Below are 14,738 nucleotides of genomic sequence, written 5' to 3'. Positions count from 1 at the left end.
GCACCACGCCCACCGGTCACAATCCGTCGGCTCGAGCACGCGCAACCGACAGGTCGTGACCACTCGGGCGAACTGAGCGGGGAGTCTTGACCACTCGAGCACCCGGCCCCGACCGACTCCTCGCGCCGCGGTCCCGCCCCCGAACCGCTAGAGCGCCGACTGCCCGTCGGCGGCGGTGAGCGCGTTGTCGACGGCGGAGCGGACGAGCGCACCGAGGACACGGCCCGGGTGTTCGACGCCGATGCCGGACAGGGTGCCCGCCGACTGGTCCACGATCGCGGTCGAGAAGCTCACGGCGGCCCGCACCGCATCGGCGTACGCGGGCCGGTCCGCCTCGGCGACGACGAACGGTTCGGCGCCCATCTCGACCACGAGCGCCTGTGCGATCGGCAACACGGGCGCCGGGGCGGTCACCGCGCAGTACGCGTCGCGCAGCCGGGACAGGTCGACGCTCGTGCCCGTGAAGGCCATCGCGGGGTGGATCGCCAACGGGATGGCACCGGCCGCCATCGCCGGGGCGAGGATGCCGACGCCGTGGTCGGGGCTGGTGTGCACGACGAGCTGCCCCGGCTGCCAGATCCCGGCGTCCGCCAGCCCCTGCACGAGCGAGGCGAGCTGGTCGTCCGGCACCGCGAGCAGCACGAGTTCGCTTCGCTCGACCAGGTCCGGCGTCGCGAGCACCGGGGCGCCGGGCAGCATCGCCTCGGCGCGGTCACGGCCCTCGTCGGACACGGCGGTCACCCCGACGACGGCGTGCTCCGCGTTCGCCAGGGCTGCTCCGAGGACCGGTCCGACCCGTCCGGCGCCGACGATGCCGACCCCGAGACGCCCGGCCCTCATCGCGCGGCTCCGGTCGGTGGGACGTCGCCCCAGCCGGCAGGGACGGCACCGGACCGGCGGGCCGCCGTCGGTCCGGCAGGGGCTCCGGACCCGGGCACGGTGTCGACCGCAGCGTGCGTGGCGGTCGCGGGACGGGCCTCCCGTTCGCGCCAGCGGTGCGTCGTGTCGACCGCGGCCGCCTCGACGGCACGCTGCGTCGTCTCCGCCCACAGGCGCTGCGCGTCCCGCGCGTCGAGCGCGCCGACGCGGGCCGAGACCGGGCCGGCCACGGTGTGGACGTGGACGGCCGCGAGCCGCAGGGCACGCTCGAGGGGACCCTGCTCGACCTTGACGCTCTGCACCCGGGGCAGCGGCACGATGACGAGCGAGCGCCACACGGCACCGAGCCGCAGCAGCACCGCACCCTGCACGAACCGGTAGCCGTTGCGCCGGAACGCGAACGGACGGAGCCAGGCGCCACGGCGTGGGGAGTGCACGAAGCCACCGCGGTCGCCCGAGGTGGTGAGGCTGTCGTCGACGACGTCCACGGCTTCGGCCGCGCCCTCGCGCAGGGCTTCCTGCGACGCCTCGGGGCCGGCGACGACGGTGCCGACGAGCCCGGGCAGGATGATGTCGAGGACCTCGCGGACGTCCGCCGTTGTACCCACGGGCAGCACGATCGAGGACACCTGCTGGTTGCTCGACGCCCCGTTGCCGGCGCTCGTCGCCCGGTTGATGCGGATGTCCCACCAGCCGAACGGACGCCACAGCAGCGGCTGGGCGACGCTGACGGCGTGGATGCGGCCGGGCGGCAGCGTCTCGTTCGACGTCGAGACCAGCCCGAAGCCGATCCGGATGCCGTCGCGGGTCTCGGCGATCGTGTACTGCAGCGAACGGGAGAACTTGCGGACGTAGTAGCCACCGGCACCGAGCACGGCGGGGAACAGCCCGAACAGCACCGCGAACTCGCCGGTGAGGGCGACGCTGACGATCATGCCGGCGATGACGATCAGCAGGAACAGCGTCGTGCCGGACAGCAGCATCGACGCGATGAGCCGCCCCGGGCGCACCTTGACGATACGGGTGGCGTGCACGGCTGCCGGGTCGAGCTCGGGCGAGAACATCTCGTCGACGCGGTCCTGCAGTGCTCCGTGCGACTGCCGCGACGGGCCACCGTGGCCGTCGTCGTCCTTCGCGCCGGACGCGAGCACCAGGATCCGCTGCCGCAGGTCGTCGGCGGCGCGGGCCCCGAGGTAGGCGAGCTGCACGTTGGCGTCGTTGCCGGCCTGCGCGATCTCGAGCTTGGCGGTGCCGAACACCCGGGGCACGAGCGGCCGCTGGATGTTGATGCCCTGGATCCGGTCGAGCCGGGCCTTGCGGTGGTTCCGGAACAGCACGCCCGAGCGCACCTCGACGATCTCGCCGGTGACGCGGAACTCGTGCATGCGCCAGGACAGGTAGAACAGGCCGATCAGCACCAGGAGCAGCACCACGATGCCGAGCAGGACCCAGCCGACGACACCGTGCTCGTACACGTACCGGACCGGGTCACCGTCCTCCTGCTGCTCGCCCGGGATGAAGAACTCGACGAGCTGGTCACGCAGGCTGTTCAGCACGTAGCCGAGGATGACGATGAGGAAGATCCCGCCCTTGAGCAGCGGGGTGAGCGGGTGCAGGCGGTGCCACTCGCCGTCGGTCAGGGGTGCCGCGGCGGCCGCGTTGCCCCGGGTGGGCGGGGCGGGCGGGGCGGGTGGCGGGGTGCCCGGTCGGAAGGTCACGGACGACCCCTACAGTCCGGCGCGACGGGACTCGGCGAGCTCGACGAGGCGGTCGCGCAGTTCGTCGGCGTCCGCTGCCGGGACACCCGGGATCCGGACGTTCGTCGCAGCGGCGGCGGTGACGAACTTGAGCTCGCTCATGCCGAGCGCCCGGTCGAGCGGCCCGCGGGCGACGTCGACGAGCTGCATCCGGCCGTACGGGACCGCCGTGAAGCGCTGCCACATGAGGCCGCGGCGCACGACCAGGTCGTCGTCACGGAGCGCGTAGCCGATGGCCCGGACCCGTCGGGGCGTGAGCGCGGCGGTGATCGCCGTGACGACCGCGACGACGATGCCGATGGAGAGCCAGACGGTGCCGGCCCCGGAACCGAAGCCGTCGGTGACGATCCCGATGAGCACGCAGCCCGCGGTGAGCACGACACCGATCACGAGCGTGGTGATGAGTTCGGTCCACACGAGCTTCGCGGACACCCGCTGCCAGGCGATCCCACCGAGGCCGAGGCCGGGCTCGTCGAGTCGTTCACGCGGCATCGCGGGCCTCCTGGGGTTGCTCGGTCAGTTCACCGTCGTCGAACCGTTGCGGGGATCGTCACGGTCGTCGTCGTCACCCGGGGGTGCGATGCACATGCGCTCCGCCACGAGTGCGCAGACCGTCAGGACGATCCCGCCCCCGACGGCGATCACGTTCGGCAGGGTCGAGCCTAGCGAAGGCGTCGCGGAACGGGTCAGCAGGTACAGCACGAGGCCGAGGGCGAACCCGCCCAGCAGCGTGCCGCAGATGCTGGACGCCTTCGCGAGCACGACGACCCGCGTCGCGTAGAGCGGGTCGACCGGCCGCTGGCGTCCGGCACCGTCGCGCGCGTGCCGGCGCACCGGGCGCGCCATGAGCACGACGGCGACGCCGATGAACGCGAGCGTGACGCCGAGCGGGATCGAGAACAGGAACGTCGGCAGCTGGCGCGACGCCAGGACGGCGTCGAGTGCGAAGCCGGCGACCACCGTCACGACGGCGATGCTGATCAGCGTGGAGGCGCGGGTGGGCTTCATGCGCTGGTCGCGCTCCCCGCAGGCCGGGAGGCCCGTGCCGGCTCCGCGAACAGGCGCGGCTCGTCGACGCGCTCGGTGTCGTCCCCCACGGCGGCGAGCAGGTCGGCCACCGGCCCGGCACCGGGCAGGACGGCCTCGGGGTCGGCGTCGAGCCACGGGGCGAGCACGAACGCGCGCTCCGCTGCCCGGGGGTGGGGCACGACCAGGGTGTCCGTGGCGATCCGCAGGTCATCCACGGCGATGACGTCGAGGTCCAGGGTGCGGTCGCCCCACCGGACCTCGCGCGTGCGGCCGTGGGCGTCCTCGATGCCGTGCAGGGCGTCGAGGAAGGCCTGCGGCTCGAGTTCGGTGTCGACGACCACGACGGCGTTCCGGTAGCGGGGCTTCGACGTGTCGAGGCCGTCGAGGGTCACGGCGACGGACTCGACCTCGCGGCTCGAGGCCACCGGCTCGACCCCGGGCAGGGCGGCGATCGCGGTGGCGGCGGCGCGGAGCGTGCTCCCCCGGTCGCCGAGGTTCGCTCCGAGGGCGACGACGACCCGGTGGGTCATTCTTCTTCCTCGTCCGGCACCGTGGCGCCGCGGGCACGCCGGATGGTGATCGAGACGTCGGTGAACGGCACGGTGATCGGGGCCTGCGGCTTGTGCACCGTGACCTCGGTCGCGAGTGCGGCTCGGTGGGTCAGCACGGCCGCGGCGATGCGCTCGGCCAGGGTCTCGATCAGGTCGACCGGGTCGCGTTCGATCTCGGCGACGACCTGCTCGGCGAGGACGCCGTAGTGCACGGTGGCGTCGAGGTCGTCGCTGCCCGAGGCGGCGCGGGCGTCGAGCTCCACGGCGACGTCGACGACGAAGTCCTGGCCGTCCTCGCGCTCGTGGTCGAAGACGCCGTGGTGTCCGCGGGCGCGGACCCCGGTGAGTCGGATGGTGTCGTTCACGATCGAGCTGCCCTCCAGGCGTCCCAGACGTCGAGCACGGCACGGGTCGGTGCCGGGTCGTGCACGCGCACACCCCACGCGCCGCGTTCGGCGGCGAGCAGGCTGATGGCGGCGGTGGCGAGGTCGCGCTCCCTGGGCGGGGCACCCTCGGGGCTCCCGACACCGTCGAGGAACCGCTTGCGTGAGGCGGCGACGAGCACCGGCAGGCCGATCGAGGCGAAGCGCTCGTAGCCGGCCAGGATCTCCCAGTTCTGCACGCCGTGCTTGGCGAAGCCGAGGCCCGGGTCGATGACGACCTGCTCCTGCCGGACGCCGAGCACGATGAGTTCGGCGACCCGGAGTTCGACCTCGCGCCGGACCTCTTCGACCGCGTGGGTGTACTCGGCGTTGCGGTACCTCCGGTCGCTGTGGCCGCGCCAGTGCATGACGACGAAGCCGACGCCCGTCGACGCCACGACCCGGGCCATGTCGGGGTCGGCGAGCCCACCGGAGACGTCGTTGACGATGGCGGCACCGAGGTCGACGGCACGCTCGGCCGTCGCGGCGTTCATCGTGTCGACGCTGACCGGGATGCCCTCGGCGACGAGCTGCTGCACGACCGGCAGCACCCGTTCCTGCTCGACCGGCACGGGCACGCGCTCCGAACCGGGGCGGGTGGACTCCCCACCGACGTCGATGACGTCCGCACCGGCGGCGACGAGGTCCCGTGCGTGCTGCACGGCGGCGTCGTAGGCCTGGTGCAGCCCGCCGTCGCTGAACGAGTCGGGGGTGACGTTGAGGATGCCGAGCACCCGGGTGCGCTCCTCGGCCGGACCACCGCGGTCACGGCGACGGCCGGTCACGACCTCCGGTACCGGCCGGGGTGCACGGAGGTCGATCGCGACCGTCGCCGGTTCGGCGGCGGCGGCGCGGGCACGACTCACCTCGGCGAGTCGACGCTCTCGTCGCGTCGGCAGCTCGGTCATGCCGGCCTACGCGGGGGCGATACCCGGGTTGCCGAACGGGCGACGACGGGTCTTCGAGGTCGACTCGGAGTCCGACGGGTCCGCTGCGGTCGAGGCGGCCTTGCCGGGCACGTCGATCGCGGGCAGGTTGCTGACCGGGCGCTTGTCGCTGGAGAGCCACTGCGGGCGCTCCGGCAGCTTGCGGACGTCCTTGAAGATCTCCACGAGCTCCGGAGCGTCGAGCGTCTCCTTCTCGAGGAGCTCGCCGGCCAGGCGGTCGAGGATGTCGCGGTTGTCGTTGAGCACCTGGTAGGCCTCGTCGTGCGCGGCCTCGAGCAGGGCGCGGGTCTCGGCGTCGACCGTCTGGGCGATGGTCTCCGAGTAGTCGCGACCGGTGCCACCGCTCATGTCACGGCCGACGAACGGCTCGCTCGAACCGGACCCGAGCTTCACGGACCCGACGGCCTGGCTCATGCCGTACTCGGTCACCATCTTGCGGGCGGTGCCGGTGGCCTTCTCGATGTCGTTCGAGGCGCCCGTGGTCGGGTCGTGGAAGACGATCTCCTCGGCGACGCGACCACCCATGGCGTAGGTGAGCTGGTCGAGGAGCTCGTTGCGGGTGACCGAGTACTTGTCCTCGAGCGGGAGCACCATCGTGTAGCCGAGGGCACGGCCGCGGGGCAGGATCGTGATCTTCGTGACCGGGTCGGTGTGCCGCATCGCCGCTGCCGCCAGGGCGTGGCCGCCCTCGTGGTACGCGGTGATCAGGCGTTCCTGGTCGGACATGATCCGGGTGCGGCGCTGCGGGCCGGCCATCACGCGGTCGACGGCCTCGTCGAGGGCACGGTTGTCGATGAGCTGCGCGTTCGAGCGGGCGGTCAGCAGGGCCGCCTCGTTCAGGACGTTCGCCAGGTCGGCACCGGTGAAGCCCGGCGTCTTGCGGGCGAGCAGCTCGAGGTCGACGCTCGCGGCGAGCGGCTTGCCCTTCGCGTGCACCTCGAGGATCTGCTTGCGGCCGGCGAGGCCCGGGGCGTCGACGCCGATCTGGCGGTCGAAACGGCCGGGGCGCAGGAGCGCGGGGTCGAGCACGTCGGGACGGTTCGTCGCGGCGATGAGGATGACGTTCGTCTTGCCGTCGAAGCCGTCCATCTCGACCAGGAGCTGGTTCAGCGTCTGCTCGCGCTCGTCGTTGCCACCGCCGATGCCGGCACCACGGTGACGACCGACGGCGTCGATCTCGTCGATGAAGACGATGGCCGGCGAGTTCGCCTTGGCCTGCTCGAAGAGGTCACGGACACGGCTCGCACCGACACCGACGAACATCTCGACGAAGTCCGAACCGGAGATCGAGTAGAACGGCACGCCGGCTTCTCCCGCGACGGCGCGGGCGAGCAGGGTCTTGCCGGTTCCGGGAGGGCCGTAGAGCAGCACGCCCTTCGGGATCTTCGCCCCGACGGCCTGGAACTTCGCGGGCTCCTTGAGGAACTCCTTGATCTCGTGGAGTTCTTCGATCGCCTCGTCGGCACCCGCGACGTCGGCGAACGACACCTGCGGGTTCTCCTTGTTGTTGATCTTGGCCTTCGACTTGCCGAACTGCATGACCTTCGAGCCGCCACCCTGGGCGCTCGAGAGCAGGAACCAGAACAGGGCACCGATGATCAGGAACGGCAGCAGGATGCCGAGCAGCGACAGGAACCAGTTGCCCTGGGCGACGCGGTCGTTGTAGCCGTCCGGCAGGTTGGCGTCGTTGACGGCCTGGACGACCTCTTCGCCGCGTGGCGTGGAGTAGTAGAACTGCTCCTGCTTGTCGCCGTCCTTCAGGACGAGGTCGACCCGCTGCTCGGTGGAGTTGATGGTCGCGGACGAGACCTTGTCATCGGAGAGCTGCTCGAGACCCTTCTGGGTGTCGATCTCTTGCGTGCTGCCCTGGCTGATGACGCTCCAGCCGATGAAGATGCCCGCCAGCGCGATCAGCACGTAGAGGTACGGGCCGCGGAAGATGCGCTTGAAGTTCATGTGATCCGGGCGCGAGTGCCCGACACCTTTCTCTGCCGAAGTTGCGTGCAGGTCAGCATACGGCCGCGATTCTGTGGCGAGAATGGGTGTCCTCTGCGGGCGAACTCACCCCCGGGCCAGAGTCGGCCGAGTGCGACCCGAGCGCGGCGGGCCGCCCGTCAGGAGTAGACGTGCGGAGCGAGGACGCCGACGCCGCGCAGGTTGCGGTAGCGCTCGTCGTAGTCCAGGCCGTACCCGACCACGAAGGCGTCGGGGATGTCGAAGCCCACGTACTTCACGTCGACCTCGACCTTGGCGGCCTCGGGCTTGCGCAGCAGGGCGACGATCTCGACGCTCGCGGCACCACGGGACTGCAGGTTCTGCTTGAGCCACGACAGGGTCAGACCGGAGTCGATGATGTCCTCGACGATCAGGACGTCGCGGCCGTGCAGGTCGGTGTCGAGGTCCTTGAGGATCCGCACCACGCCGGACGACTTCGTGCCGGAGCCGTACGACGACACCGCCATCCAGTCCATCCGCGCCTGCATCTTGAGGTGGCGCGAGAAGTCCGCCATCACCATGACGGCACCCTTGAGCACCCCGACGAGCAGCGGGTCGCGGCCCGCGTAGTCGGCGTCGACGACCGCCGCGAGCTCGGCGAGCTTCTCGTCGATCTGCTCGGGGGTGAAGAGCACTTCGGACAGGTCTGCCTGGACGTCGGAGAGTTCCACCACGCCAGCCTAACCGGCGCTGAACTCGATGCGGTCGCCGGTCCGCGTGGCACGGACGCCCGGCAGGTCGATCGGGCCCTGTCCGCTCCAGTCCGTGACCAGCCGGCAGACCTCGAGCGTCTGCACGCGCGACAGCGTCACCCCGAACTCGCTCTCCACCGCCAGGCGCACGAGTCGCTGCCGGAGCGCCGGCGGGTTCGCCCCGAGCGCCCGCACCGACAGCGAGATGCCCGCCTCGGAGTGCTCGGCGATGTCCTCCGCGATCTCCTCCGCGAAGTGGTCCAGCGCCGCGGAGTCCTCGCGCAGCTGGTCGGCCGTGCGGGCCAGGGCCTCGGGCACCCCGGCGCCGAGCTCCCGTTCGAGCACCGGCAGCAGGGTGTTCCGCACCCGCACCCGTGCGTACGCGGGGTCGTCGTTCTGCGGGTCGTGCCACGGTGCCAGCCCCGCTGCGGCGCACGCCTGCCGGGTCGCGTGGCGCCGGACCGACAGGAGCGGCCGGCCGTAGGCCGGACCGCCGTCACGGCGGGCGAGCGGCTGCATGCCGGACAGGCTGTCCGGCCCGCTGCCGCGCAGCAGGCCGAGCAGCACGGTCTCGGCCTGGTCGTCCAGGGTGTGGCCCAGCAGCACCAGGGGTGACCCGGTGGCGGCCGCGACCTCGGCGATCGACGCGTGGCGGGCCTCCCGGGCGGCGCCTTCCGGACCACCGTCGGAGCCGACCGTGACCCTGCGGACCGTCACCGGGTCGAGTCCCAGCTCGGATGCCTGCCGGGAGGCGCGGCTCGCGACCGCCTCGGAGCCCGCCTGGAGCGCGTGGTCGACGACCACTGCCCCGGCCCGCAGACCCTGCTTGCCCGCTTCGAACGCGGTGGCCGCAGCGAGGGCGAGGGAGTCCGGTCCGCCGCTCAGTGCGACGAGCACCAGGTCGCCTGCGGCGACCACGCCGTCGTCGACGGCTGCGGCGAGCAGGTCGCGGACGGCCAGGCGGGTCTCGGCGACGGCGGGGTCGAGCCGGGGACGCGGAGAGTTCACCCGGTAACGTTAGCCGCGCTTTCGCAACACACGACAGTCCCCGAAGCAGACACAGGAGCGCAACATGGCCGCGTACGACGTCGTCGTCGAGATCCCCAAGGGCAGCCGCAACAAGTACGAGGTGGACCACGAGACCGGTCGCGTCTACCTCGACCGCGTGCTGTTCACCTCGTTCGTCTACCCCACCGACTACGGGTTCTTCGAGAAGACCCTGGCCGACGACGGTGACCCCGTGGACGCGCTGCTGCTGCTCGAGTTCCCGACGTTCCCCGGCGTCGGCGTCAAGGTCCGCCCCGTCGGCGTCTTCAAGATGAGCGACGAGGCCGGCAACGACGAGAAGGTCCTCGTCGTCCCCGCCAAGGACCCGCGCTGGGCGCACATCCAGGACATCTCGGACGTGCCGGAGCAGACGAAGGCCGAGATCGCGCACTTCTTCGAGCGCTACAAGGACCTCGAGCCGAACAAGTGGGTCAAGGCCGAGGGCTGGGGCGACGCCGCCGAGGCCGAGCGCATCGTGCAGGCCGGTCAAGCCGCGTACGTGCCCGGCTCGCACTGACGATTCCCTGACGACGAACGGCGCCCGCTCTCCTTCCGGAGGGCGGGCGCCGTTCTGTGGTGCTGCTGTCGCGCGGGGCGGGGCGTGCGCGGGCGGAGCGTGGCGTGCGGGGGCGCGGCGTGCGGGGGGCGCCCCTGGTGGAAACGGGCGTACCGGGTGGAAACGGGCGTACCTGGTGCGTTGATCCGTGCAGGCACGCCCGATCTCGCTTGGTACCGCAGCCGCTCTGGGAAAGAACGGGCACAGCGGGAGCGGGCTACAGGGAACCGCTCGGGCGGGCGACGTACGGCATGAGCTGGTTCGGCAGCCAGATGGCACGCTCGACGACGCCGACGCCGGGGCGCGCGGCCTCGACCATGGTGCCGTAGCTCGTCACGATCGAGTCGTGGTACGCCCCCGAGGCCGTGCCGTTCGACGAGTAGAACAGGATGTCGCCGGGCTGGCGCTGGGACAGCGGGACGAGGCGGCCGATCGACTTGAAGTAGTTGTACTGCCAGACGACGTTGTGTCCGCCGGTCGCGATGCCCTGCGAGCTGTAGGCCATCATCACGAGGCCGGAGCAGTCCCAGGTGTTCGGGCCGGCGCCGGTCAGGACGTACGGCTCGCCGAGCTGGGCACGGGCGAACGCGATGGCGCCGGCGGCCTTCGAGGGGCTGCTCGGGGTCGGAGCGGGGGCCGGAGCGGGCGCCGGTGCCGGAGCAGGGGAGGGTGCCGGCTTGCTCGGCGTGCTGGGGGTGCTCGGCTTGCTCGGGGTGCTCGGCTTCGCGGGGGTGCCGGGGTTCGACGGGGTGCTGGGCGTGGACGGCGTGCTCGGCACGGCCGGGGTGGAGGTCCCGCCGCCGGTGCTGCCGGTGCCGCCCGTGTTGCCGGTGTTGCCGGTGTTGCCGGTGTTGCCGGTGTTGCCACCGCTCGTGCCGCCGCCGGAGGCGTTCCCGGTGCCGGAGCCGTTCCCGGTGCCGGCGTCGCGCGTCTGCTTCGCGATGGCGGCCGCGGCGGCCTTCGCCTGCTGCGCACTCCAGTACGCGGTCTCCGTCGCGACGCTCGTGCCCTTCAGGTACGCGAGCTGGCGCAGGACCTCGGTCTGCTGGTCCTGTTCCTTCTGCACCCGGGCCTGGGCGCCTGCGGCCACGTCGTTGGCCGTCGCGAAGGTGGTCTTCGTCGCCTCGGTCGCCTTGCTCAGGGCCTTCTCGGCCGCGGACTGCTGGGCGGCCAGGGACTCGACGGTCTTCTGATCGGCGCGTGCTTCGGCCAGGACCGTCGCGGAGCGCTCGGACAGGTGCGACATCGTGCCGACGCGGTAGAGCAGGTCCTTCGAGTCCGACGAGTCCATGAGCATGGTCGTCGACAGGTCACCGCCGCCCGTGCGGGACAGCTCGACCACGAGCCCGGCGACCTGGCCGGCAGAGTCGTCCGCCCGGGCCTTCGCACGCTTCGACTGCGCGGACAGGTCGGCGAGGGTGTCCTTCGCCTCCTGCTGCTGCGACGCCGCCAGGGCGTACGCCTGCCCGGCCTGCTGCTCGGCGACACCGGCCTGGTCGGCGGCGTCCTGCAGCGTGCCGAGCCGGTCGCTCAGCTCGTCGACCGTCTGCTGGGCGTCGGCCGCATCGGACTTGGCGGCCTTGACGTCGTCCCAGGACGGACCCGAGGGTGCGGCCTGGGCCGGTCCGGCGATGACGACCGACAGGCCGATGCCGAGCACGGCGATGGTCGCGATCCCGCAGGAGAACGAGCGAGCGGAGGTGTTCATGACGTGGGTCGACGCCTTCTGGTGGCGCTGATGCTCATACCGAGATCCCCCGCGCTGCCATGAAGGGGACCGGGTCGACGGCAGCGCCGTTGATCCGGGTCTCGAAGTGGAGGTGGCACCCGGTCGACCAGCCGGTCGAGCCGATCTTGGCGATCTGCTGTCCCGCGGTGACGTGCTGGCCGGCGGTGACCATGATCCCGCCGTCGACGACGTGGCCGTACGCGGTGGAGATGCCACCGCCGTTGTCGAGGATGACCTCGTTGCCGTACCCGCCGCCGTTGCCGGCGAAGGTCACGGTGCCGTCGTGTGCCGCGTAGATCGGGGCGTAGCAGGCCGGGGCCAGGTCGACGCCCGCGTGCAGGGCGCTGACGTGCGTGTAGGGGTCGACGCGGTAGCCGTACGGGCTGGTCTGGAACCCGCCGGCGGGTCGGACCCACCCGGCCGGGTTGGCGCTGCCGCCACCGGTGCCGCCCTGGCTGGTCGCCGCGGCCTTGGCTGCTGCCTTCGCGGCGGCTGCTGCGAGGCGGGCCTGGCGGGCCTTCTCGGCGGCGACGCCCTTGCGGTAGTCGGCCTCGACGCCGCGCTGCTTCGAGGTGAGCGCGGTCAGCTGCGCCTCGAGCCGGGACTCGTTGTCGTTCTGGGCGTCCACCGCGGTCTGTGCGGCGTCGGCGGCACCCTGGGCCTGCTGCATCTTCGACTGTGCGGCGTCGGCGAGGTCCCCGAGGGCCTGCTTGGCGCGGTCGGCCTTGTCGGCGAGGCCCTGGGCCACACCGCGGTCCTGCGAGGCCTGCGCGTAGATGCCCTCGGACTGCTCGCTGAGCTTCGACATGGCGCCGAGTTCGTAGAGCAGGTCGCCGGAGTCGGACGGGTGCGTGAGGATGTCCGTCGTCACGTCGTCACCGCTGGTGCGACCGAGCTGGGCGGCGAGCTGACCGGCCTGCTCCTCCGACCGCGCGGCGGTCTGCTTGGCTTCATCCGCCTGCGACTGGAACTTCTTCTGCTTGAGCGTCGCCTCGTCGTACTTGTTCTGCGCGGCCTGGTACGCCTCGCCCGCGGCCTGTGCGGCCTTCTGCTTGGCAGCGGCCTCGCTCTTCAGCGATGAGATGAGCGACTTGATCTCGCTGACCTTGGCCTGCTGGGCACTGGTCGACGACTTCGCCCGCTGCACCTCGTCCCAGCTGGGGTAGCTCGCGGCGCTGGCGGACGACGCCGGGGCGAGGACCGCGAGCGTGCCGGCTGTGAGCGCGACGGCGACCGCGGCGGCGATCAGGCGGCTGCGGGAGCGGAGGGAGAAGGGAGTGGAGGTCGACATGTATCTCGATTTCGTAACAGCGCGGCAAGGCTCACGCACGTAACACTGTTAACAGGTGCAACAGTAACAACACGGGTCGCAGGCTCGACAGCCCCTCGGACGAGGGGTGCGGCCGCCGACGATGCTCGCACCGACAGCATCGGAGACCCGTGCGCTGACGCCGCGACACGCCGGGGATGCACGGTTGGCGGGGTTGGATTTGTGAAACCCGGGGGGCATCCGTATGCTTGTCCATCGGTAGCGCGATGCACTGCTTGCGGCCCTATCGTTTAGTGGCCTAGGACACCGCCCTTTCACGGCGGCAGCACGGGTTCGAATCCCGTTGGGGTCACTCCTTGAGTGAGCGAGCAAGTAGTACTGAACAACACCACAGCAATTCAATATGGCCCTGTAGCGCAGCTGGTTAGCGTGCCGCCCTGTCACGGCGGAGGTCGCGGGTTCAAGTCCCGTCAGGGTCGCCACGGCTGGATAGCTCAGTTGGTAGAGCGTTCGACTGAAAATCGAAAGGTCCACGGATCGATGCCGTGTCCAGCCACCGGTGAAGGCCCCCTGCTTCGGCAGGGGGCCTTTTCCGTTGTCCGGCCGGTGTGACGTCGGCCGCAAAAACACCGGTGTTCGCGCGTCGAACCGTGGCATGCGCGTGTTCAACGAGTGAACACCGGTGTTTTGCGGACTGCCTACGCCTCGCGGGTCTTCGGGCTGCTGTCGTTCGTCTTCGCCGGGTCGCGCTCGACCACGGCGCCCAGGGCATCGTCGATCCGCGACATGAGCTCCGCGGGGATCGTGACGCCGGCTGCGCCCGCGTTGTCGTGCACCTGCTCCGGACGCGAAGCCCCGATGATCGCCGAGGCGACGTTCTCGTTCTGCAGGACCCAAGCGACCGCGAGCTGCGCCATCGACAGGTTCAACTCGTCGGCGACCGGCTGCAGCTCCTGCACCGAGGACAGCACCTCGTCGCGCATGAACCGCTTGATCATGTCCGCGCCGCCCTTGTCGTCGGTCGCGCGGGAGCCCTCGGGCAGCGGCTGACCCGGCTTGTACTTGCCGGTGAGCACACCCTGGGCGATCGGCGACCAGACGATCTGCGAGATGCCGAGTTCCTTCGAGGTGGGGACGACCTCGTCCTCGATGACCCGCCACAGCGCCGAGTACTGCGGCTGGTTCGAGATGAGCTGGAAGCCGAGGTCCTTCGCGAGCGCAGCGCCGGCCCGCAGCTGGTCCGCGGTCCACTCGCTGACGCCGACGTACAGGACCTTGCCCTGACGCACGATGTCCGCGAAGGCCTGCATCGTCTCTTCGAGCGGGGTCTCGTGGTCGTAACGGTGCGCCTGGTACAGGTCGACGTAGTCCGTCTGCAGCCGCTGCAGCGAGCCGTCGATCGACTCGAGGATGTGCTTGCGGGACAGCCCGGTGTCGTTGTGGCCCTTCGGACCGGTCGGCCCGAAGACCTTCGTGGCGATCTCGAGGGACTGGCGCCGCTCCCCCTTGAGCGCTTCGCCGAGGACCGTCTCCGCGCCGGTGTTGGCGTAGACGTCGGCGGTGTCGAACGTCGAGATGCCGACCTCGAGGGCTGCCTTGACGCAGGCGATCGCCGCGTCGTTCTCGACCTGGGATGCGTGGGTGAGCCAGTTGCCGTAGGTGATCTCGGAGACCTTGAGGCCCGAGTTGCCGAGGTAGCGGTACTCCATGTGCGTGTCACTCCTGTCGTGGGGCGCGTCGGTGCGACCCGAACCGTGACGGTAGTCCGACGTCGTCGGCGCGCACTCGGCAAGGCGGCGCAGCGCTGTACGCTGATGTTTCAGAAATGGTCGGCAAAGACGAAACCCCGGCGATGTGGCCTGAG

At 71.1% G+C, this 14,738-nt stretch carries 14 protein-coding genes and 3 tRNA genes; 4 read left to right on the top strand and 13 right to left on the bottom strand.

Features of this window, described 5'->3' with window-relative positions; all coding sequences use genetic code 11:
• Positions 1-147: 147 nt before the first annotated feature.
• The 10 genes from BIU91_RS05250 to tilS all read right to left on the bottom strand — a co-directional run bounded on the left by BIU91_RS05250 (position 148) and on the right by tilS (position 9,280).
• Positions 148-840 carry a Rossmann-like and DUF2520 domain-containing protein gene (locus tag BIU91_RS05250; RefSeq protein ID WP_071404512.1) on the bottom strand — a complete coding sequence of 231 codons (693 nt, stop codon included), beginning with the start codon at positions 838-840 and terminating at the stop codon, positions 148-150.
• Positions 837-2,597, bottom strand: a complete 1,761-nt coding sequence (locus BIU91_RS05245) for a PH domain-containing protein (RefSeq protein WP_071404511.1) — start codon at positions 2,595-2,597, stop codon at positions 837-839. The genes BIU91_RS05250 and BIU91_RS05245 overlap by 4 nt, the downstream gene beginning before the upstream one ends.
• Positions 2,598-2,606: 9 nt before the next feature.
• On the bottom strand, positions 2,607-3,128 hold the full coding sequence (locus tag BIU91_RS05240; protein WP_071404510.1) for a PH domain-containing protein: 522 nt from the start codon (positions 3,126-3,128) through the stop codon (positions 2,607-2,609).
• Positions 3,129-3,152: 24 nt separating this feature from the next.
• Complete coding sequence (locus BIU91_RS05235) at positions 3,153-3,644, bottom strand: DUF3180 domain-containing protein (protein ID WP_071404509.1); 492 nt, start codon at positions 3,642-3,644, stop codon at positions 3,153-3,155.
• Positions 3,641-4,195, bottom strand: coding sequence for a 2-amino-4-hydroxy-6-hydroxymethyldihydropteridine diphosphokinase (folK, locus tag BIU91_RS05230; RefSeq protein WP_071404508.1), 555 nt, complete (start codon positions 4,193-4,195; stop codon positions 3,641-3,643). The genes BIU91_RS05235 and folK overlap by 4 nt, the downstream gene beginning before the upstream one ends.
• Entirely contained in the window at positions 4,192-4,581 is a 390-nt protein-coding gene (gene folB / locus BIU91_RS05225) for a dihydroneopterin aldolase (protein WP_071404507.1), read from the bottom strand. Before folB ends, folK begins: the two co-directional genes overlap by 4 nt.
• The gene (gene folP / locus BIU91_RS05220) at positions 4,578-5,546 is read right to left on the bottom strand and encodes a dihydropteroate synthase (protein WP_171907780.1); all 969 of its coding nucleotides are present in this window, start codon (positions 5,544-5,546) and stop codon (positions 4,578-4,580) included. The genes folB and folP overlap by 4 nt, the downstream gene beginning before the upstream one ends.
• A 6-nt stretch (positions 5,547-5,552) precedes the next feature.
• Positions 5,553-7,541 carry an ATP-dependent zinc metalloprotease FtsH gene (gene ftsH, locus BIU91_RS05215; RefSeq protein ID WP_027467057.1) on the bottom strand — a complete coding sequence of 663 codons (1,989 nt, stop codon included), beginning with the start codon at positions 7,539-7,541 and terminating at the stop codon, positions 5,553-5,555.
• 158 nt (positions 7,542-7,699) lie between these two features.
• Positions 7,700-8,251, bottom strand: a complete 552-nt coding sequence (gene hpt, locus BIU91_RS05210) for a hypoxanthine phosphoribosyltransferase (RefSeq protein WP_017887686.1) — start codon at positions 8,249-8,251, stop codon at positions 7,700-7,702.
• 9 nt (positions 8,252-8,260) lie between these two features.
• The gene (gene tilS, locus BIU91_RS05205) at positions 8,261-9,280 is read right to left on the bottom strand and encodes a tRNA lysidine(34) synthetase TilS (RefSeq protein WP_027467056.1); all 1,020 of its coding nucleotides are present in this window, start codon (positions 9,278-9,280) and stop codon (positions 8,261-8,263) included.
• Positions 9,281-9,344: 64 nt separating this feature from the next.
• Here tilS and BIU91_RS05200 point away from each other — a divergent pair, with 64 nt between their 5' ends.
• Positions 9,345-9,836, top strand: coding sequence for an inorganic diphosphatase (locus BIU91_RS05200; protein WP_027467055.1), 492 nt, complete (start codon positions 9,345-9,347; stop codon positions 9,834-9,836).
• Between the two features lie 256 nt (positions 9,837-10,092).
• Here the strand turns inward: BIU91_RS05200 and BIU91_RS18440 are convergent, their stop codons facing one another.
• Positions 10,093-11,583 carry an NlpC/P60 family protein gene (locus BIU91_RS18440; RefSeq protein WP_071404506.1) on the bottom strand — a complete coding sequence of 497 codons (1,491 nt, stop codon included), beginning with the start codon at positions 11,581-11,583 and terminating at the stop codon, positions 10,093-10,095.
• A 34-nt stretch (positions 11,584-11,617) separates the two neighbouring features.
• The gene (locus BIU91_RS05190; RefSeq protein ID WP_071404505.1) at positions 11,618-12,895 is read right to left on the bottom strand and encodes a M23 family metallopeptidase; all 1,278 of its coding nucleotides are present in this window, start codon (positions 12,893-12,895) and stop codon (positions 11,618-11,620) included.
• 258 nt (positions 12,896-13,153) lie between these two features.
• Between BIU91_RS05190 and BIU91_RS05185 the strand changes: the two genes are divergently transcribed.
• The 3 genes from BIU91_RS05185 to BIU91_RS05175 all read left to right on the top strand — a co-directional run bounded on the left by BIU91_RS05185 (position 13,154) and on the right by BIU91_RS05175 (position 13,430).
• Positions 13,154-13,226, top strand: a tRNA-Glu gene (locus BIU91_RS05185).
• Between the two features lie 53 nt (positions 13,227-13,279).
• Positions 13,280-13,356: transfer RNA gene (locus BIU91_RS05180), tRNA-Asp, on the top strand.
• 1 nt (position 13,357) lies between these two features.
• Positions 13,358-13,430: transfer RNA gene (locus tag BIU91_RS05175), tRNA-Phe, on the top strand.
• 142 nt (positions 13,431-13,572) lie between these two features.
• Here BIU91_RS05175 and BIU91_RS05170 read toward each other — a convergent pair.
• On the bottom strand, positions 13,573-14,583 hold the full coding sequence (locus tag BIU91_RS05170; RefSeq protein WP_071404504.1) for an aldo/keto reductase family protein: 1,011 nt from the start codon (positions 14,581-14,583) through the stop codon (positions 13,573-13,575).
• Positions 14,584-14,738 lie beyond the last annotated feature (155 nt).

This window comes from Curtobacterium sp. MMLR14_002 (genome assembly GCF_001864975.1).
Taxonomy (GTDB): domain Bacteria; phylum Actinomycetota; class Actinomycetes; order Actinomycetales; family Microbacteriaceae; genus Curtobacterium; species Curtobacterium flaccumfaciens.
This window is presented reverse-complemented; position numbering and strand designations above follow the sequence as displayed.

Bases quoted from the DNA above. Each gene is read 5' to 3' on its own strand.
- BIU91_RS05250 (WP_071404512.1), bottom strand. From the start codon at position 840: ATGAGGGCCGGGCGTCTCGGGGTCGGCATCGTCGGCGCCGGACGGGTC.
- BIU91_RS05240 (WP_071404510.1), bottom strand. From the start codon at position 3,128: ATGCCGCGTGAACGACTCGACGAGCCCGGCCTCGGCCTCGGTGGGATC.
- BIU91_RS05235 (WP_071404509.1), bottom strand. From the start codon at position 3,644: ATGAAGCCCACCCGCGCCTCCACGCTGATCAGCATCGCCGTCGTGACG.
- folK (WP_071404508.1), bottom strand. From the start codon at position 4,195: ATGACCCACCGGGTCGTCGTCGCCCTCGGAGCGAACCTCGGCGACCGG.
- folP (WP_171907780.1), bottom strand. From the start codon at position 5,546: ATGACCGAGCTGCCGACGCGACGAGAGCGTCGACTCGCCGAGGTGAGT.
- ftsH (WP_027467057.1), bottom strand. From the start codon at position 7,541: ATGAACTTCAAGCGCATCTTCCGCGGCCCGTACCTCTACGTGCTGATC.
- BIU91_RS05200 (WP_027467055.1), top strand. From the start codon at position 9,345: ATGGCCGCGTACGACGTCGTCGTCGAGATCCCCAAGGGCAGCCGCAAC.
- BIU91_RS18440 (WP_071404506.1), bottom strand. From the start codon at position 11,583: ATGAACACCTCCGCTCGCTCGTTCTCCTGCGGGATCGCGACCATCGCC.
- BIU91_RS05190 (WP_071404505.1), bottom strand. From the start codon at position 12,895: ATGTCGACCTCCACTCCCTTCTCCCTCCGCTCCCGCAGCCGCCTGATC.
- BIU91_RS05170 (WP_071404504.1), bottom strand. From the start codon at position 14,583: ATGGAGTACCGCTACCTCGGCAACTCGGGCCTCAAGGTCTCCGAGATC.